The 19,324-nt window shown below is 41.8% G+C and carries 17 protein-coding genes; 3 read left to right on the top strand and 14 right to left on the bottom strand.

Annotated elements, in window-relative coordinates:
* Positions 1-47: 47 nt before the first annotated feature.
* From pgsA to KQI94_RS03545, 4 genes are all read right to left on the bottom strand, one after another.
* Positions 48-626 carry a CDP-diacylglycerol--glycerol-3-phosphate 3-phosphatidyltransferase gene (pgsA, locus tag KQI94_RS03560; RefSeq protein ID WP_002365382.1) on the bottom strand — a complete coding sequence of 193 codons (579 nt, stop codon included), beginning with the start codon at positions 624-626 and terminating at the stop codon, positions 48-50.
* 124 nt (positions 627-750) lie between these two features.
* Positions 751-1,617: a RodZ domain-containing protein gene (locus KQI94_RS03555; protein WP_002359020.1), complete on the bottom strand. Its 867-nt coding sequence runs from the start codon at positions 1,615-1,617 to the stop codon at positions 751-753.
* Between the two features lie 167 nt (positions 1,618-1,784).
* Positions 1,785-3,089, bottom strand: a complete 1,305-nt coding sequence (locus KQI94_RS03550) for a pitrilysin family protein (RefSeq protein ID WP_002368459.1) — start codon at positions 3,087-3,089, stop codon at positions 1,785-1,787.
* Positions 3,082-4,350, bottom strand: a complete 1,269-nt coding sequence (locus KQI94_RS03545; RefSeq protein ID WP_002368461.1) for a pitrilysin family protein — start codon at positions 4,348-4,350, stop codon at positions 3,082-3,084. The genes KQI94_RS03550 and KQI94_RS03545 overlap by 8 nt, the downstream gene beginning before the upstream one ends.
* Before the next feature lie 208 nt (positions 4,351-4,558).
* Here KQI94_RS03545 and mscL point away from each other — a divergent pair, with 208 nt between their 5' ends.
* The gene (gene mscL / locus KQI94_RS03540; protein ID WP_002359018.1) at positions 4,559-5,008 is read left to right on the top strand and encodes a large conductance mechanosensitive channel protein MscL; all 450 of its coding nucleotides are present in this window, start codon (positions 4,559-4,561) and stop codon (positions 5,006-5,008) included.
* A gap of 40 nt (positions 5,009-5,048) precedes the next feature.
* Here mscL and KQI94_RS03535 read toward each other — a convergent pair whose 3' ends face one another.
* The 3 genes from KQI94_RS03535 to treR form a co-directional block, all read right to left on the bottom strand.
* Positions 5,049-5,765, bottom strand: coding sequence for a WxL domain-containing protein (locus KQI94_RS03535; protein WP_002368462.1), 717 nt, complete (start codon positions 5,763-5,765; stop codon positions 5,049-5,051).
* Positions 5,766-5,861: 96 nt separating this feature from the next.
* Entirely contained in the window at positions 5,862-6,569 is a 708-nt protein-coding gene (locus KQI94_RS03530; RefSeq protein WP_025186757.1) for a WxL domain-containing protein, read from the bottom strand.
* A gap of 401 nt (positions 6,570-6,970) precedes the next feature.
* Positions 6,971-7,684, bottom strand: a complete 714-nt coding sequence (gene treR / locus KQI94_RS03525) for a trehalose operon repressor (RefSeq protein WP_002354877.1) — start codon at positions 7,682-7,684, stop codon at positions 6,971-6,973.
* A gap of 260 nt (positions 7,685-7,944) precedes the next feature.
* Between treR and KQI94_RS03520 the strand changes: the two genes are divergently transcribed.
* Together KQI94_RS03520 and pgmB are read left to right on the top strand one after the other, a co-directional pair.
* Positions 7,945-10,689: a glycosyl hydrolase family 65 protein gene (locus KQI94_RS03520; protein ID WP_002368465.1), complete on the top strand. Its 2,745-nt coding sequence runs from the start codon at positions 7,945-7,947 to the stop codon at positions 10,687-10,689.
* A 14-nt stretch (positions 10,690-10,703) separates the two neighbouring features.
* On the top strand, positions 10,704-11,354 hold the full coding sequence (gene pgmB / locus KQI94_RS03515) for a beta-phosphoglucomutase (protein ID WP_002368467.1): 651 nt from the start codon (positions 10,704-10,706) through the stop codon (positions 11,352-11,354).
* Positions 11,355-11,525: 171 nt separating this feature from the next.
* On the opposite strand, the gene pepG1 is transcribed toward pgmB, so the two are convergent.
* From pepG1 to KQI94_RS03480, 7 genes are all read right to left on the bottom strand, one after another.
* Positions 11,526-11,669, bottom strand: a complete 144-nt coding sequence (pepG1, locus tag KQI94_RS03510; RefSeq protein ID WP_002392696.1) for a type I toxin-antitoxin system toxin PepG1 — start codon at positions 11,667-11,669, stop codon at positions 11,526-11,528.
* A 231-nt stretch (positions 11,670-11,900) separates the two neighbouring features.
* The gene (locus KQI94_RS03505; protein WP_002381060.1) at positions 11,901-12,872 is read right to left on the bottom strand and encodes a ribose-phosphate diphosphokinase; all 972 of its coding nucleotides are present in this window, start codon (positions 12,870-12,872) and stop codon (positions 11,901-11,903) included.
* Between the two features lie 174 nt (positions 12,873-13,046).
* Entirely contained in the window at positions 13,047-13,484 is a 438-nt protein-coding gene (msrB, locus tag KQI94_RS03500; RefSeq protein ID WP_002354871.1) for a peptide-methionine (R)-S-oxide reductase MsrB, read from the bottom strand.
* A 132-nt stretch (positions 13,485-13,616) separates the two neighbouring features.
* Positions 13,617-14,171 (bottom strand): Maf family protein, encoded by a 555-nt coding sequence (locus KQI94_RS03495; protein ID WP_002354869.1) that lies wholly within the window; start codon positions 14,169-14,171, stop codon positions 13,617-13,619.
* Between the two features lie 24 nt (positions 14,172-14,195).
* Entirely contained in the window at positions 14,196-16,328 is a 2,133-nt protein-coding gene (gene mutL, locus KQI94_RS03490; protein ID WP_002368469.1) for a DNA mismatch repair endonuclease MutL, read from the bottom strand.
* 31 nt (positions 16,329-16,359) lie between these two features.
* Complete coding sequence (gene mutS / locus KQI94_RS03485) at positions 16,360-18,936, bottom strand: DNA mismatch repair protein MutS (RefSeq protein WP_002368470.1); 2,577 nt, start codon at positions 18,934-18,936, stop codon at positions 16,360-16,362.
* On the bottom strand, positions 18,937-19,323 hold the full coding sequence (locus KQI94_RS03480) for a YlbF family regulator (protein ID WP_002368471.1): 387 nt from the start codon (positions 19,321-19,323) through the stop codon (positions 18,937-18,939).
* Position 19,324 lies beyond the last annotated feature (1 nt).

Raw genomic sequence — 19,324 nt, 5'->3', positions numbered from 1 at the left:
GAATACTAAAAAACGCTTGGCACAAGCCAAGCGTTTTGATTCTCTCTTTACATCGAACCTTTAAAAACATCTTTATTCTTAGCAAAATAATCAACACCAGAGTAAATGGTGAAAATCAAGCAGGCATATAGCATGATTTGATCTAGTGGTAGATGGAGTGCTGAAAATGGAATGTTGTTAATGAACAGTAAAATAATTGCAACCATTTGGGTAGCTGTTTTTACTTTTCCCGGCCAAGCTGCTGCCATTACTTCGCCATGTTCGACTAATAACAACCGTAAACCAGTTACTGCCAATTCACGACAAACAATAATTGCTACAATCCAAGCGGGTACTTTGCCTTGACCAACTAAGACGATAAAGGCGGTCATCACTAGCATTTTGTCCGCTAATGGGTCCGCAAATTTTCCGAAGTTCGTCACCAAGCCTTGCGCACGGGCAATTTTGCCATCCAACCAGTCTGTAAAACTAGCAACTGCAAAAATAATCGCGCCCACTAATTGGGTAACGGCTAACGTTGTGTCGCCAAAACTAATCGTTCCCCAGTCCATCGGCACCGACACAATAATAATAAAAATCGGAATCATAAATATTCTTAAAACTGTTAATTTATTTGGTAAATTCACTTCAATTGCCCCTTCCTTCTCCTATTCTATTTTACGTTATCTTGCTGGCAGTGTCACGAAAAAAAGAAAAGAATCTGGAATAATTGCCGTTTGACAGTTTATCCAGATTCTTCTTACACCATTTCTAACGATACGTAATCCCTAATGTAACATCCTTACGAATTAAAACTGGCGTTTTTTCCAGTGTTAAATCGGCGCCATCGACTTGGATGGCGACGTTATTTGAAGCGCCTAGAATCAGTGTTGCATTGGCGGCATTCGCAGGTAAAGCTGTTGTTTGGGTCTCTCCTGCTTGCAGGGTGTGTTGGTAGGTGTAGTTGCCATCGACCATCACGCCAATCCAGCAAGAGCCTTCAGTCCCTTTAAAGGTAATGTTGATTGGACTATTCGCATCTTTAACCGTTGCAGTCACTTGATTGTTGGCATCGCTCACCACAGCCACAGCTGTTTTCTTCTCTGGTTCGCTTGAAGAAGACGGCGGTGTACTACTTTGTGTGCTACTTTCTGGGGCTTGACTTGATTCTTTGGGTTTTTCCACACTGGCACTAGTTGCCGGTGTTTGAATAATCGGTTCGGCTTTTTGATCTTGCCACATAATGTACAGCACTACGACCGCAATGGCTAAACCAATTAACGAAAAGGCAATGGCTGGTAAGTTCCGCAGTAACCAACTGGATTGCTTTTCTTCGTCATGCAATTGCTTACGTGATCCTTCAAGCTCTTCATACACTGGCTTGGGTTCTTCGACAATTGCTGGTTCTTTGCCATCATAGATATCTACCAATTGATTGCCATCTAAGCCGACCGCACTTGCATATTGGCGGATAAACGCCCGCACATAAAAGGTGCCTGGTAAGGACTCAAAATCGTTTTGTTCAATAATTTCTAAATATCTTTTTTGAATTTTTGTCATTTGTTGCAGTTCATCAATTGAGATGTTCTTCTGCAATCTTGCTTCTTTTAGTGTTTCTCCAATATTTACGCTGGCCACTCGTCCATCTTCTCCAGTCTATTTTGTTAATTTATCGATTGTCTCATCAGTCTTTTTCAATTGCCAAGGAAAACATTCCCGTCCTTTAAGAATACCACAAAAGAAGCCAACTGAGGATAACAAAATTGAAAGATTTCAAAGATTTTTCTTTTTCTTAAACAGTTGGTTTATTGCTCGGTTTCTCCTTTAGGATACATGTAGAAACGGCTCAATCCTTCTTCACGAATCAAGGTCTCTGCTACTTGGCGGACGTCGGCTAATTGAATACTTTCAATAACTTCAATCTTATCAAACAGCGTGGTTTCCCCAAACAATGATTGTGAAAATTGGTTGGCGATATACTCTAAAGAGTTTAAGGATTGAAAATATTTACCAATCATTTTTTTCTTCAATAAGGACAAATTTTCTTCCGTTAATTCTGGACTTGTTGTGGCAGATAATAAAATAGCTTCAATTCGTTCTGCTAAGACTTCTGGTTGCTCACTATCGCCGCCAATATCCGCAAAATGGAAACTGCGATCTAAATTAAAGTCATAACTAAAACTATCATCTAACAAGCCTTCATCATAAAGAGCCAAATAGTTTTGAGAGGTATTACCAAACAATAATTGTAACAACAAATTCACGGTGACTTGATATTTCATTAAGTCACGACCCGTTGTTGGCACTTCATCTAAGCCTTTCAAGCCAACAAGCACTTTTGCCCGTGTGACTGCCATTTCAATGGCGCTCTCTTTGACAATGTCAGCAGCTGTTTCTTCAGGAAAATGCCGACGAATAGGTTGGACGGCAGGAAACTCTTTCGCCGCTTGGTTTTCACGAATGAAGGCCATTAACGCTTCAGGGTCCATTTTCCCTACCACGAATAAGGTCATATTACTTGGATGATAAAACGTATTGTAGCATGTATACAAATCTTCTGCGGTAATCTCCGCAATACTTGCCACTGTACCGGCAATATCAATGTGCAATGGATGTTTCGGATAAAGGTTGCCTAAAATCCCAAAGAACAAGCGCCAGTTAGGATCATCTAAATACATTTGAATTTCTTGTCCGATGATGCCTTTTTCTTTTTCGACCGTTTCCTTCGTGAAATACGGCGATTGCACAAAATCAAGCAACGTTTCTAGATTTTGTGTCACTTGATCCGTCGTTGAAAACAAATAACTCGTTTTCGTAAAACTGGTAAAGGCATTCGCTGAAGCCCCTTGTTGTCCAAATTTTTGGAAAACATCGCCATCTTCTTTTTCAAACATTTTATGTTCTAAAAAGTGGGCGATTCCGTCAGGTACTTCAATCATTTCCTCTTGACCAATTGGCACGAACGTATTGTCGATGGAACCATAATCGGTCGTAAACAAGCCATACGTTTTTTGGAAATCATTTTTCGGTAATAGGTAAACCTTTAAACCATTTTCCAGTGTTTCTGTATACAATGTTTCTTTAATTTGTGCATAGTCTTTTTTAATCATTTTCCGTTTCTCCTTCCAAAAAGAAGATCGCTTGAAGTTCCAAGCGTTTGGCCACTTCTTGGATTTCTGAAATGGTCACGGCATTGATCCGCGCAATCCATTCCTCCGCCGTCAGCATCGTCTGTGGCATTAATTGGTTCAAGTATTCTTTTTCCAGCCACGCGCCTGCATTATCTAACGCTAAGATATACTGATTTTTTAGCATTGCTTTCGTTTGTTCAATTTCTAATTCGCTAATCTTACCTAAGCGAATATTTTCCAATTCTGTCGAAATCAAACGCAAGACCTGATTCCGATTTTTGCCATCGATTCCTGTTTGAACCGTCATGAAGCCGCGGAAAGTGTCGATACTACTAGAAGCATAATACGCTAAATGTTCTTTTTCACGGACATTCATAAATAATTTAGAATGCGGGAAACCGCCAAAAATTCCATTAAACACTTGCAACGCAAAATAATAGCTATCGCCATAATAAATATCTGTGTTGTAAGCCAAGTTTAATTTTGATTGGGCTAACACCTCACGCTCGGTCCGCTCTTCAATCACGTTGCGAATTGGTTGATTGTAGAAAATCGCGGCTTTGCCTTCTTCACGAGGTGTAAACGGTAATTGCTTGAATAATGGTACTAACTCCGCCTCATTGACATCGCCTAAAACAAAAATATCCACTTGATCTTCCGCCAGCATTTTTTGATAATACGCTGCTAATGACGCCGCTGTTTCCTCAGCTAACGCCGCGACGGTCCCGAAACTAGGGATTTTTTGATCCTCTGATTGATTAAAATAGACACTTTGAAGCGCCAAAGAAGCATAGGTTTGCTTATCCTCCACAATACTTTCCAAGTACGCTTTCAAATTCTCTTTCTCCCGTTGGAAGGTTTCCGCCTCGAATTGGCCCGCTTGAATATTGGGGGCAAAAATAATTTCCTTCAAAAAGTCCACCGCTTCGGCGAGAACCTGACTATCCTGTAAATAATGATCATTGACAATGTTCATAGAAATATTAAACCAATGTTGATTGCCTTTTTTGGAAACGCCAATCCCGAAGCTGGCGCCGTAAAGTTCCGCCAAACGCTCACTTAACTTGACTTGATTCGGGTAATTCAAGCTGTTGGTTTCCATCAAACTGGACAACAGCGTTCTTTTTGTAATGGTTTCATGATTTAATCGTGTATTAAAGCGGACTAAAAGACGCACCGTTTTATATTTTTCTGTAGGAATGACGTGTAAATTCACGCCTTTAACTAATTGAACAGACATTGCCGCATCGCTCCTTCATTTGCTTCATCTTACCTAAAGAATGCTGTGAAATATATGTATCGCGTAAATTCTAAAGCATTTTTTAATGTTTTTTCCAATAGCTCCATTATAACACAGCTTAAGGTGCTTTCTGAATGATAAGAGTTTTTCAGTTCAAATTTTCAAGAAGATTCGGTATACTGTTTTTAAAGTGAGGAGGGAAAAAAGAATGATTAAAGAATTTAAAGAGTTTATCATGCGCGGGAGTGTCTTAGACCTAGCCGTTGGTGTTGTCATTGGTAGTGCGTTTACAGCGATTGTGACACAAGTGGTGGAAGGCTTGATTACCCCGTTAATTAGTCTGATTTTTGTCTTGACGACTGGGAAAAAGAGCGCCGACGATGCATTGGGTGCCCTTGTCTATAAAGTCGAAGGCGTTGAATTCAATATTGGTAGCGTGATTAGTGCACTTATTACATTTTTAATTACGGCCTTCGTCCTCTTCTTGATTGTCAAAGCGGCCAACAAAATGAAAAACCGTGGCAAAAAAGAAGAAGCGGCAGAAGAAGAAGTAGTACCAACGAGCGAAGATTACTTAAAAGAAATTCGCGACTTATTAGCGGCGCAAACACCGCCTGCTGAAACTGTCAAAACAGACAGCACCGTCACAGAGAAATAAGCAAAAAGTCATCCTAAAGGGATGACTTTTTTGTTTGGACTTACACAGATGGTCCTGCGACGAGGTTCCATGTGATACTGCCTGTGTAGGCCCCTGCTTTAATATTGTTGGCTGGTGTTGTGATGTTTAAAGACGTATTAAACAGTGAAAATTGCCATAATCCTTGGCCTTGACCAGCTGCTGCGTTGGCCATTAATTGGGCTTCCCCGCCTAAATCAAGGGTCCAATTTTGCGGAGCAGCCAGTTGTGGTCTGACTTCTGGCGCAGAGACGGCTGTCGTCAGAGCTACATAGCTATTGTTTGTTGCCTCGTATTCCAAATCAAGTTGAGTAATCAGCGCCACTTTAATGTTGCCTTGTAAGCTTTCAGTGCCTAATTTTAGGCCATTAGATTGGGCTGTTAAATGCCAGCCTTCTTTGCCGCCGCGTACGTCACCGACACCAATCATTTCTGTATGGCCGTTGACGGCCTCTGGGTCTCTTTGGTTAAGAATTGGTTTCGTTAAATCATCAGAAATTGATAATTTCCCAAAATTAAATTCGCGAGGAATAAACAGTAAATCAAAGTTACTGTTTGAGCCATTCGGGTCTGGATCAACGGTATTGGCATCGCCGTTGCCGTCTGGCAACGTGCCGCCTTCAAATTCTGCTGTGATTGGTGTATTCCCTGTCGTAGTCGCCTGTACCGAAAGTGGTGCTAAACTTGCGCCAACAACTGCGCTACCAACTAATAAACTTGTCATCATTTTCTTTTTCATTTGTGTTCTTCTCCTTTACGATTGAATGATTATTAGAGGGCAGACCAGCAGCAGTTACCAGCTGATGGTCCGTCCTCTGTTTTTCGTTGCTTGTGCTTAGATTGATGGTCCCGCGACGAGGTTCCATGTGATGTTGCCTGTGTAGGCGCCTTTTTTCAGTTGTTGCATTGGAGTTGTGACGTTTAATGTCATATCATCAAAACGCCCTGCCCAAGTACCTTGACCTTTTCCAACAGTAGCATTCATTAATAAAGTAGCACCACCACCAATTTTTATGCTTGTTCCACTGAAATCAGGCGCCGTTGGGTCATTAGCAATATTTATTCCATTTTGGACAATTGCGGCTACATAATATCCTTTTTCAGTTTCAGGAGTGAGATATTGTGCATAACTAGCAGTTAAAGCTATGTCGATAGTCCCAGCTAATTGCTCTGTGCCGTTAGTCAATCCAGCTATTTCACTGGTCACATGCCAACCTTCTTTCGTTCCTCGTAAGTCCCCTACCATAACACTTCTAAAGCGTTCATTAGTAGGCAACTTGATAGCAGATAAATCTTCGCCAATTTTTGTCAAAGGAAAGTTCAATCCTTTCGGAACTGCCAATAAATCAAAATCTGTATTAGATGTACCAGGATCTGGATCTACAGTACCAATTTCATCACCTTGGTCTGGCAACACCCCTCCACCAAACTCTACCTGCACTGGCGTATTCCCTGTCGTAGTCGCCTGTGCCGAAAGAGGTGCTAAACTTGCGCCGACCACTGCGCTACCAACTAATAAACTTGCCATCATTTTCTTTTTCATCATAATATGTACGTCTCCTTTTATTGTATGAATTTCCAGAGCGCGTTGTTCTTTTTTTCTGCGCTTCCGAAGCTATAGCCTTATTATACAAGAATCTGCCCTCTTCGTAATTTTAAATATTTAACAGCCATTCGTAAAAATTGATGATTCCTTTAAAACCAAGCATTTCTCTTGATTTCAAGCTTTAATTTCAGCACTTTTTGATATTTATAAATGTTATTTAATGATTTTTTCGTCAAATTCGTTTAAAAAACAAGGAGAAAACGTCAAAAAGTAAGAGTTGTACCTCTACTTTTTGACGTTTTCTCCTAAAATCTTATACATTTACCGGCGGTTCTTGCGAAAAAACCGTCAATTTTCATTTAATGACAGCCGTTTTTGTATTTGTTCGTCACGAAGACTTACAATTTACGGCGACGAGCGAATTCCACAAACTTAAATTTGTTTAAGCGGTGACGAGATTCCGTATAGCCAAAACAACGGGTATCTTCCAAGTTCATGATACTACGGACCACGACGACATGATTGCCTTCGACTTCACCAATCAGCTGCTTGTCCATCTCTGTGAGCGGTTCCACGGTAATCTCTTTCTGGGCATAACTAATCGCCAAGCCAAGGTCGTTTTCCAGATAATCGAAAATCGAATCTTCGGCACGGTGCTTCGGCAGTTCTGGGACAATCTCTTTAATCAAGTAATCAATATCTAAAATATCGACTTCCCCTTCAATCTCCCGTTGCCGAACTAAGCGCCACACAGGGGCCCCTTCCGTCCAACCAGTCAACTGAGCCAAGTTGCGCTCCACAGGAATTTCTTCTAAGGAAACCACATGAGTATGACTTTCAATATGCTGCGTTTGTTGTAACTCCTTGTAACTGGTCACCCCTGAAATAGGAAAATTAAACTTTTTAAAGTTGAGCACAATCGAGCCTTTGCCTTGTTTTTTCTGAATGTAGCCAGCGTTAATCAGTAAATTCAAGGCTTTCCGAATTGTTTCACGGGAAACATTGTAAGTTTCCACTAATTGATTTTCACTAGGTAATAAATCGCCTGGCTGATAGTCGCCTTGGACAATTTGTTGTTCTAATTCTAAAAATATGTCATGAAACTTGTTCATGCCGATCCTCCTCTACCAACAATTTCTTTTCTAAAAGCATAGCATATTCCCTCCGAAAAACCTAGAGCTGGTCAGAAAAATCCCCCGCACTTTCTGCCTTGCTTACGCCACAAACTCCCCCAGCCAAACCACTGCTTGACCGCCTTTTTTCGGACCCAGCGTAGTCTGTTGCTGCCCCCTTCTGGAAAAGTTTTCCCAAGAATCTAGGGAAAATCCTTGTAATTCTGATTCGTTCATACTATACTGTAGTCAAACGAAACATGTCTATACAAGTTCGCAAGGAGGCGCCAAACATGACCATTTTAGAATTAACATTCGCAACGAACCAACTAACGACGACTTTTTTTAACCATAAATTGGAACCGCTTCACCAAAAAACGTTCCCTTTTGAAGCCTTGACTATCGAAGAAACGGTTCCTGAACTGTGCCAATTGATTGTGGCAGAGGCTGCGCCGATTCTGGGGGGGATTGTGGCTGATTTCCCAGAGGACTTCTTTTCGCCAGAGGAAACGTTGGCGCTGGTTCCGCAAGCGGTGATTCAAGCATTCGCGGAACAGTTGAACACGCCACTTTTAACGGCAGCCGAACAAGCGGCGGCACCGAATCTGCTGGCAGCATTTGAAGAAAAACGGCAGTATCTGGCTTGGCATTTGGACTATTATGGCTACGTGCCTGGGAAAAATGAATATGCGGTGGAGTCCCTGTTAACTGTCGGCAATGGCTTTTTAGGCTTGCGCGGCACAACACCTGAGATGACGATTTCTGATGATCATTATCCAGCGACCTACATTGCGGGACTTTATAATACAGCGGCTTCGGAAGTGGCGGGTCAAGTAGTGGAAAATGAGGATTTCGTCAATGCTCCTGACAACCAACACATCGCTTTAAAAATTGGCGATGCCACTGACTGGTTAACTATTTCTCCAGACACGCTACAACAATTACATCGTCAATTGAACTTGAAAACGGGGTTGTTTGTCGCAGAAATGATTTTGAAAGATGCGGACAATCAGCAAATTAAATTAACGACGAAAAAAATCGCCAATATGGCACAGCCGAATGACTATCATCTGCAATATACGTTTGAGCCGTTAAACTTTTCGGCCCCGATTACTTTGAAAACCGTCACGGATGGCAGTGTCTACAACTATAACGTGGCGCGGTATCGCAACTTAACAGCGAAACATTTTCAGGTGACAGCATTAAGCGCGCAGGAAAACAAAACCGTGATTGAGGTTTGTACCAATCAATCCAACTTAAGCGTCCGAGAAACGGCCTTGATAACTGGTGATTTTTTTGAAAAAGAAGCCATTATGATTCAAGAAGAAGCGGAAAAAATCGCCCAAGTGGTGACCGTGATGGCGCACCAAGGAACGCGCTATACGCTAGAAAAACAAGTCTTTGTGCAAGCCAGCCACGCCGAACAAAGTTGGCAGGTACCGTTTACGCCGAAGGACTCTTTTGCGGCCGCCGCTCAGGAAAGCGCCCGCGCTTGGCAAACTCTTTGGCAACAAGCCAACATTACTGTGACAGGCGATTTGATGTCTCAAAAACTTTTACGGATTCACAGTTATCACTTGCTGGCTTCGGCTTCGCCTTTTAGTAACCAAGCGCAAGCATTGGACGTCTCGATTACCGCCCGAGGCTTGCATGGTGAAGCGTATCGTGGACATATTTTCTGGGATGAAATTTTTATTTTACCTTTTTATATTCAACATTATCCTGACACAGCGAAACAATTGTTGCTATATCGTTACCACCGATTAGAGAAGGCGAAGGAAAATGCGGCGGCCAGCCAGTATCGTGGCGCAATGTATCCGTGGCAATCAGGACGTGATGGGCGTGAAACCACGCAAAAACTTCACTTAAATCCGTTGAATGGACATTGGGGCGAGGATCATAGTATTTTGCAACGGCATGTGTCCCTAGCGATTGCTTACAATGCTTGGTTGTATTGGCATAGTACACAGGATCATGAATTTATGAAACAATATGGCGGCGAAATGTTGTTAGAAATCGCTCAATTTTGGAACAGCGCTGCGACGTTAGATGACGCAACAGGACGGTTCTTTATTGATAAAGTGATGGGACCTGATGAGTTTCACGAGGGCTATCCAGACCAAGCGGAAAGCGGCTTGAAAAACAACGCCTATACGAATTTGATGGTGGTTTGGCTATTCGAAGAATTAACCAACATTTTGGCACTTTTCTCTGAGGAAGAACAGGCACAACTTTTTGCCAAAACGCAGACCACTTCGGATGATTTAGCCCGCATGCAGCAAATTCAAAATTCACTGGAAATTGAAGTTAATTCTGACGGTATTATTGCGCAATATGAAGGGTATTTCGGCTTAAAAGAGATTGACTGGACAGCGATGAAAGAGAAATACGGCAATATTTACCGCATGGATCGAATTTTAAAAGCCGAAGGAGAATCTCCCGATGATTACAAAGTGGCGAAACAAGCCGACACGTTAATGTTGTTCTACAACTTAGACAAAACTCGGGTGGATCAAATTTTAGAAGATTTAGGGTATCAATTGCCTGCGGATTATTTGGAAAAAAATCTTTTGTATTATCTAAAACGGACGTCTCATGGTTCGACTTTGTCACGAATTGTTCATGCCCAATTGGCAGAAATGGCGCAATTCCATGAGCTATCTTGGCAACTTTATCAAGAAGCGTTGTATTCCGATTATCGTGACATTCAAGGTGGCACGACCGCTGAAGGGATTCATACAGGGGTCATGGCTGCGACGATCCACGTTACTTTAGCGACGTATGCAGGCGTTGACACGCGCCAGAAAGAGTTATCAATTTGTCCAAACTTACCTGAACATTGGCAAGCGCTGGCCTTCCAGTTTATTCATCAAGGCGTGACCTATCAATTTTCATTAACACAAACCAGTGTCACGATTACAGCAGATAAAGACACACAATTATTGGTTCAGGGCGCGTTGATTCCGTTAACCGCCGAACGACCAAAAGAAGTACATTATCAATAAAGGAGCGAACCACAATGACGATTGGATTTATTTTTGATTTGGATGGTGTCATTACAGACACCGCCAAATTTCATTATCAAGCTTGGAAAGCGTTGGCCGATTCGCTAGGTATCCCCATTGACGAAACCTTCAACGAAACATTAAAAGGCATTAGTCGGATGGATTCCTTGGACCGCATTTTAGCCCATGGCCACCGTGAAAATGCGTTTACTCCAGCAGAAAAAGAAGCCTTAGCTCAGCAAAAAAATGACCACTACGTTCAATTATTAGAACATTTAACAACAGAAGATGTTTTACCTGGTGTCGTGCCATTGCTACAGCAAGCCCAAGCACGTCACATTCCCTGTGCCGTGGCTTCGGCTTCAAAAAACGCACCCCTGATTTTGGAAAAATTAGGCGTGCGTGCGTACTTCGCCACAATTGTCGATCCCGACTCGTTAAGCAAAGGCAAACCTGATCCTGAAATCTTTTTAGCCGCCGCTAACAGTATTGGCGTGCTACCGCAAAACGCCATTGGCTTTGAGGATGCACAATCAGGCATTGACGGCTTGAAAGCCGCGGGCATCTATGCCGTCGGCTTGTCGGCCAGCCAACCCTTAATCGGAGCCGACATGCAAGTCTCTGAAATGACTGAACTAAGCGTTGATGCACTGCTCAATCGCTAAAGAAGGACACGAACCTTTAGCAGCAGGCACCTCTTTTCATCTACATTGTATCTATGCTAGAATGTAGATGAAAAGAGAGAGATGCGTCAACATACCTCTCTAGTGTAGAGCCGTTTGAGACGGTGACCGATTTTGTTACAAAAAATAACCGTACTCGATCAAAGTAAACGGTTATTTTTTATTGTCATTTTTAAGCAATTTCACAATCAGCGCAATCAAAGCAATGGTAAACATACCAAACCCTAGGATCGTCTGAATTGTTTCATATGCTGACAACAGGCCTCTCCTTTCTGTAAATTTTGGAAGTACGCTCATACGCACCACCTCACCGAAAGAGGAAAGTCTCTGCTCCTACGCTTCTCACTTTGTTGCGATGCTCGTCGCAAAGCGCATGTTCCTTTGCGCTTGCCTCCGCCTTAACTTCTCTACACTTATCGTATATCATGAATGCCTAATAAATATTCAGGTTACAATATTTTTTTAGATAAAATGATTTAGAGAAAAAACCGCCCACATCAGAAAAATGATGTGGGCGGTTTTTTGTAATTATTTATTTTTTGTTTCAAATAACGGACTAACTGGTTTGTTTTCGTGGATACGTTTAATCGCATCTCCGATTAATTCACCAACGCTGACTTCGTCAATTTTTGCAATTTTACGATCATCAGATAGGTAAATAGAGTCTGTTACAACTAAGCGTTCAATTGCTGAATCTTCAATACGTTGTAAGGCTGGTCCTGATAAAACGGGATGTGTACAAGAAGCGTAAACGTCTTTTGCTCCGGCTTCTTTCAATGCGTTTGCAGCAAGAGAAATTGTCCCCGCTGTGTCAATCATGTCATCAATTAAGACACATGTTTTGCCTTCCACATGACCAATGATATTCATTACTTCTGCTACGTTCGCTTTTGGACGACGTTTGTCAATGATCGCAATTGGTGCTTTTAAGAATTCTGCCAATTTACGCGCACGCGTTACACCACCATGGTCAGGGGAAACAACAACGACGTCATCGCCTTGAATGCCGTGTTCGATGAAGTAATCGGCAATTAATGGTGCACCCATCAAATGATCCACTGGAATATCAAAGAATCCTTGAATTTGGACCGCATGTAAGTCCAATGTCAACATTCTTGTTGCACCAGCTTTTTCAATCATGTTTGCAACAAGTTTAGCAGTGATTGGTTCCCGGGCACGTGCTTTACGGTCTTGACGTGCATACCCATAATAAGGCATAACCACGTTAATTGTTTTAGCACTCGCACGTTTTAACGCATCAATCATGATTAATAGTTCCATTAAGTTATCGTTAACAGGGCTACTTGTTGATTGAATGACGTAAACATGTGCACCACGAATACTTTCTTCAATATTCACTTGAATTTCGCCATCACTAAATTGTGTTACAGAGCACTTTCCTAGCTCCACACCCACAGCATCCGCAATTTTTTCTGCTAAGGGACGATTAGAGTTCAAAGAAAAGATTTTCAATCTTGGATCAAAATAATGTTTCGACATTAGAACCTCCACTTTCTATTTCAGCCAATTCGTTAAAACTGAACAATACTTTCCTTCTAAAATAATAGTAGTCCTAGCCAAATAAATCAAGAGATTTTCTGTATTTCATACAAGATATTCATCAAAAGTCGCTTTCTTCTAACTATTTTATCGTATTTGTCTAAAAAATGAGGATTATTTGAATAAAGAAAGGTACTCGCCATAGCCTTCTTTTTCTAAATCTGCCACTGGCACAAATCTCAAAGCTGCCGCATTAATGCAATAACGTAAGCCGCCTTCTTGGAGTGGGCCATCAGTGAAAACATGCCCTAAATGTGAATCCGCTTCTTGACTGCGAACTTCTACTCGGTGCATGCCGTGACTAAAATCAGCTTTTTCTTTGACGCCACGTTTTTCAATTGGTTTGGTAAAGGATGGCCAGCCGCAACCAGCATCGTATTTGTCCAAGGAGCTAAACAACGGCTCGCCACTAACAATGTCTACATAGATTCCGTCTTGGTAAAAGTCATCATATTCTCCTGAAAAAGGGCGTTCTGTTGCGTTTTCTTGTGTGACGGCATATTGAAGATCCGTCAAGGTTTGTTTTAATTCTTCTTCTGTTGGTTTTGTCATTCTGTCCACTCCTTTTCTTCTGTTCAATTTATTGGGTTCAATGATACCACGTTTGCCAAACAGGCACCTAATAGTTTGCATAGTAAAAGACAGTCCTTTCTCTTTTTAACGAATGAAAAGGACTGTCTTTTATTAGTTGAATTCTTTTAGTAGTCGGGCTACTTTGGCAATTGGTAAGCCCATAATGGCGTAATAATCGCCGGCGATTGCTTCAATTAGTAATGCTCCTTGTCCTTGGATACCATAAGCGCCTGCTTTGTCGGCATATTCTGCGGTATCTAAGTAAGCATGGATTTCCGTGTCTGTCAGTGGATAAAACGTCACGGTTGAATGAACTGTCGCGGAGCGCTCTTTTTCCCCTTGTTTCAACGTCACACTTGTATACACGTCATGTGTTTTGCCACTTAGGAGGCGCAACATGCGATAACCGTCTTCCCGAGAAGTGGGTTTGCCGAGGATTTCTCCCGCCAATGCCACAATTGTATCGCAGCCAATGACTAGTGCTTCGGGGGATTGCTCTGCTATAGCCGCTGCTTTTTGGGCAGCCATTTGCGCCACATATTCTGCTGGTAAGCCGTCTTTACCAACAGTTTCATCGATATCGGCTGGTGCAATCGTAAAAGTTGGGACCACACGCTTTAATAACTCCTGACGGCGAGGAGATTGGGATGCTAAAATAATTTGCATAAAATGATGACGCCTCGTTTCTTTTTAATGGGGGTCTTGAATGCGTTTAAACATTCGTTCCATATCTGAATTCGTAAAATGAATCAGCACCGGACGTCCATGCGGACAATTAAACGGATTTTCGCACAAGGCTAAATCTTTTAATAGCACGCGTGCTTGTTGCTCATTGAGGTAATGATTGGCTTTGATGGATCGCTTACAGCTCATCATAATGGCAGTTGCTTCACGGAATTTTTTCACGCTGACCGAGCCAGTTGTTAGCAACATGTCAATCATCTCGCGAACAATGCTTTCCTCTTCGCCTGCAGGATACCAAGTTGGGTGCGCCCGCACAATGAAACTATTTTGTCCAAAGTCTTCCAAATGGATGCCGACTTCTGCAAGGGTTTCTTTCTGCTCTTTAATTTTCAAGGCATCACTATTTGGATAATCAATAACGATTGGTACCAATAATTCTTGTAAATCATCACTGACTTCGCCAATTTTTTCACGGAAGTACTCGTATTTAATTCGTTCTTGGGCAGCGTGTTGGTCGATAATAAACAGGCCATCTTTGCTTTGTGCGAATAAATAAGTTCCGTGCATTTGACCGAAGTATTCTAACTCAGGAAAACGTTCTGTCGGTCGTTCTTCTTCCAACTTATTCAGGGCTTGTTTCAGTTCTCTTTGACTCGCAGCGCTATTGGCATCGAATTCCGGGTGAAGTTTCATTTCTTCTTGGAAAACCTCGTCAGCAGCCTCTGATGAACGCAGAGAAGGTTCTGAATCAGATACTTTAGTTACTTTCGTTTCTTTGGCTATTATCTGTTGCTCATTACTAGATGTTTCCCAATGATTTGCGGAATCAACAGCTGCCGAAGAGGTTTCGTAAGCTGACGTTTCTTCCGCTACACTCGTTGATTCTGGCACTGGCGGCGCAAATGGGTCGTCCATTGGGTCCACTGCTCTTTCTGTCTGGTTGACAGTTTCAGGGGCGCTTGAGACTGGTGTTTCGTCTGTCGCATGTTCCGCATAGAAGCGACCCGTTGCGGGATTATAGCTTAAGCTGCCCGGTCGTTGTTTTACCGCAGGTTGTTCAGTCGATAAAGGAATTTCCATTTGTTCGGCTTTAGGTTCTGGCGGTAGTTTCTTTTTAAAACGCAAATTGTCTGCCGCATTGGGAATCAACTGTTCTTGGCTCAACACTTCTTGAATCGCCTGTTCAATTAATGCCATTAAATCTTTTTCTTTACTTAAACGAACTTCTTGCTTAGTAGGATGGACATTGACATCGACTAACAGCGGATCCATTTCAATTTCTAACACAGCAATTGGAAAACGCCCCACCATTAGTTTCGAACCATAGCCGGCTACAATTGCTTTATTTAACGCGAAATTTTTAATATAACGACCATTGATAATCGTTGATAAATAGTTGCGGCTGGCCCGTGTGACTTCTGGCAATGAAACATACCCTGTCAAAGTAAAATCAAGGTCTTTTCCTTCAATTTTCAACATTTTCTTTGCGGTACTAATGCCATAAATCCCGGCAATCGTTTGTTTTAAATCACCATTGCCTGTTGTACTCATCATTTTGTGGCCGTCATGAACTAAGCGAAAAGCGACTTTAGGGTGGCTTAACGCCAGACGATTGACAATGTCACCAATATTGGCCAATTCCGTTTGGATCGTTTTGACGTATTTCAAACGAGCGGGCGTATTATAAAATAAATTAGAAACGGTCATTTTTGTGCCTTTACGGAGGGCTGCTGGTCGGTTTTCTTCGACCTTGCCCCCTTTTAGAATCACATAGCTGCCTTCTTCTTCCTCAGCTGTGGCAGTTTCGACAATCATTTCAGAAACTGAGGCAATACTTGGTAAGGCTTCGCCTCGGAACCCCAAGCTGCGAATTCGAAACAAATCATCTCTTGTATGAATTTTGCTTGTGGCATGGCGTTTGAAGGCATTCAGTACATCTTCTTTGGCAATTCCTTCACCATTATCAATAATTTGAATGGTTTTCAAGCCAGCTTCTTCAATAAAAATATCAATTTGGGTGCTTCCTGCATCCAATGCATTTTCCACCAATTCTTTGACGACAGAAGCGGGACGTTCAACAACTTCACCAGCAGCAATCTGGTTGGCTAGTTGTTCGGATAGTTCTTGAATTTTCCCCATTTCACGACCTCCTAACCGGTTCGGTTCCTAATTAGATACGTTTTTGCAATTGATGAAGCATGTTTAACGCATCTAGTGGTGTCATTTCTAATAGATTCATTTTCTTCAATGTGTCAATGACACTTAATTCTTCTGTTGAAACTTCTTTAAATAATGAAAGTTGCTCGGTTTCTTCATGGACTTCTGAAACTTCTTCATGATGAACTGAACTTGGAATCGTTGTTTCTTCCGCTTCTAAAGCGGATAAAATGGTGGCTGCTCGTTCTAAAAGCGGGCTTGGTAAACCAGCGATTTTAGCAACGTGTATCCCATAGCTCTTATCAGCAGGTCCTTCCATCATTTTATGAAGAAAGACCACTTCGCCATCTTTTTCGACAGCGCCCACGTGAATATTCTTCAAGCCTTTTAAAGTTTCATCTAGAACAGTTAGTTCATGATAATGTGTAGAGAATAGCGTTTTGGCTTGTACTTCACGATGGATATATTCAATGATCGCTTGCGCTAGCGCCATTCCATCATAGGTTGCCGTGCCGCGCCCTAATTCATCAAATAAAATTAGGCTGTTAGGCGTGGCGTGCCGCAGTGCTTGGTTGGCTTCCATCATTTCTACCATAAAGGTACTTTGCCCTGCAATTAGATCATCAGAGGCCCCAATCCGTGTAAAAATTTGATCGAAAATTGGCATTTCAGCACTTTCCGCTGGTACAAAACAGCCAATTTGCGCCATGACCACCGTCAAAGCCAATTGACGCATGTAGGTACTTTTCCCTGACATGTTTGGTCCAGTAATCAAGAGAATATCTGTTTCTGGGTTCATGCGGATACTGTTTGGAATGTATTCTTGGTGCCCTAAAACTTTTTCCACGACTGGGTGTCGTCCTTCGACAATCGCCAAATTTTTCGTGTTACTTCTTAACGTTGGTCGAACGTATTGATACCGTTCACTAATTGTTGCAAAAGATTGTAAAACATCAACCGCACTAATGGTTTTAGCCAGTGTTTGCAACCGATCAATGTTCGTTTTCACTTGTTCTCTCACGGCCAAGAACAATTGATATTCTAGTTCAACTGATTTTTCTTCGGCTTCTAAGATTAAACGCTCTAGTTCTTTTAGTTCGGGCGTAATAAAGCGCTCCGCATTAGCTAATGTTTGCTTACGCTCGTATTTTCCTTCTTCTAAATTCGCTAAATTTGACTTAGTGATTTCAATGAAATAACCAAAGACACGATTGTAGCCAATCTTCAAGTTTTTAATCCCTGTTTCTTGGCGTTCTTTCGCTTCTAACTCCGCTAACCATTGCTTACCATTGCGCATGGCATCACGGTATTCATCTAATTGGTCGTTATAGCCGTCCTTAATAACATTTCCTTCAGTAATTTGTAAAGGGGCTTCTTCATTAATCGCCGTCGCAATCAATGCCACTAAATCTTCAACAGGGTTTAAGTCGACTAACAAATCATCCCATTCCCCTTGATTGATCCCGACAATTAACTGTCGAATCGTTGGTACTTGTTCTAAAGAGGTCCGTAATTGAATTAAATCACGCCCATTCACACTGCCGAATGCCACGCGTCCTGCTAACCGCTCTAAATCATAAACGTTCGTCAATGCTGCTTGCAAATCTAAGCGTTCAAAATAGGCATTTAATAAGGATTGCACCATTTCTTGACGCGCCTTAATTTGACGTTCCTGAATTAGCGGACGATCCAACCATTGTTTTAATAAACGGCCGCCCATAGCTGTTTTCGTTTCATCTAATAGCCACAAAAGAGTCCCTTTTTTCTGTCCTGTTCGAATCGACTGACTCAATTCTAAATTGAATTTAGAATAATGATCCATTTTCAAGAAATGATCTGGCTGATATTCCACAGCTTTCTGAATATGGGACAAGCTCCGCTTTTGGGTAACGGATAAATAAGATAATAATTTGCCTGTAATTTCAATTTCTAATGGATTAATCAGTTCATTGGTTAAAAAACTAAACTCGGCATTTTCTTCCACCGTTTCTTGTGTCGAAAAGATGATGTTTAAACGTAAACTTAAGTTCTCTTTTAACGATTCAGGAATCCCTGAGCCTAGGACCATTTCTTTTGTTTGCAACGCAGAAGCTTGGTTCAAAACGCCCTCTTCATCAGCCAAGACTGCTGTTTTTAATTCGCCTGTACTCAAATCTACATAGGCAAAACCGAACTGATTACCATCTGTTAGCACAGCGGTTAAGTAATTATTGTCTTTGGCTTCCAAGCCTTTACTATTCATCACCGTTCCTGGCGTTACCAACTGCACCACTTCTCGTTTGACCATGCCCTTGGTAGTCTTTGGATCTTCCACTTGCTCACAAATCGCTACTTTATAGCCTTGCTCAATCAACGTATCAATGTAGCCTTGCGCGGCATGATAAGGAACGCCACACATAGGAATCGGATCATCCGCATTGCGGTTACGACTGGTTAACGTCAATTCTAAGATTTGCGCTGCATTGATAGCATCTTCATAAAATAATTCATAAAAATCACCTAAGCGATAAAATAAAAACGCATCCTTGTATTGGGCCTTAATGGATAAATATTGTTCCATCATGGGTGTATTTTTTGTCTTTTGTGGCATTTAATTCCCTTCCTTCTCTAGCTCTTCGTTCACGCGGTATTGAATGAGCGCCGTGACATGTTGGACTAAGTCATTGGCTTCGATCAGTTGTTCGCGGTAGGATACAACGAGTGGGTGCTCATCAAACTCTTTTGTTTTCGCATCAGCTCGTTGAATGGCTTCTTTTTCAGCAGTTGGTTTGCCATAGTGAGCAAATTGAACCGCATCTTTTTGCGCAGCTTTAATTTCTTCCACTAATTCTGTCAGCTTTTTGTTTTTCTTTACCTTTTCTTCAATCGCTTGGTAGCGCTGAATGACTTCATCTTGTCCAATTAAATGTAACAATTTTTCTAATTCTTTATTACTTTGTGCATCTAAATTCAACGGCTCCATTTTTTTCACCTTCATC

The organism is Enterococcus sp. S183_ASV_20 (assembly GCF_018919685.1).
In the GTDB taxonomy this organism is placed as follows: Bacteria; Bacillota; Bacilli; order Lactobacillales; family Enterococcaceae; genus Enterococcus; species Enterococcus faecalis.
The sequence above is the reverse complement of the archived record's forward strand: the minus strand, read 5'-3'. Positions and strand labels throughout refer to the sequence as shown.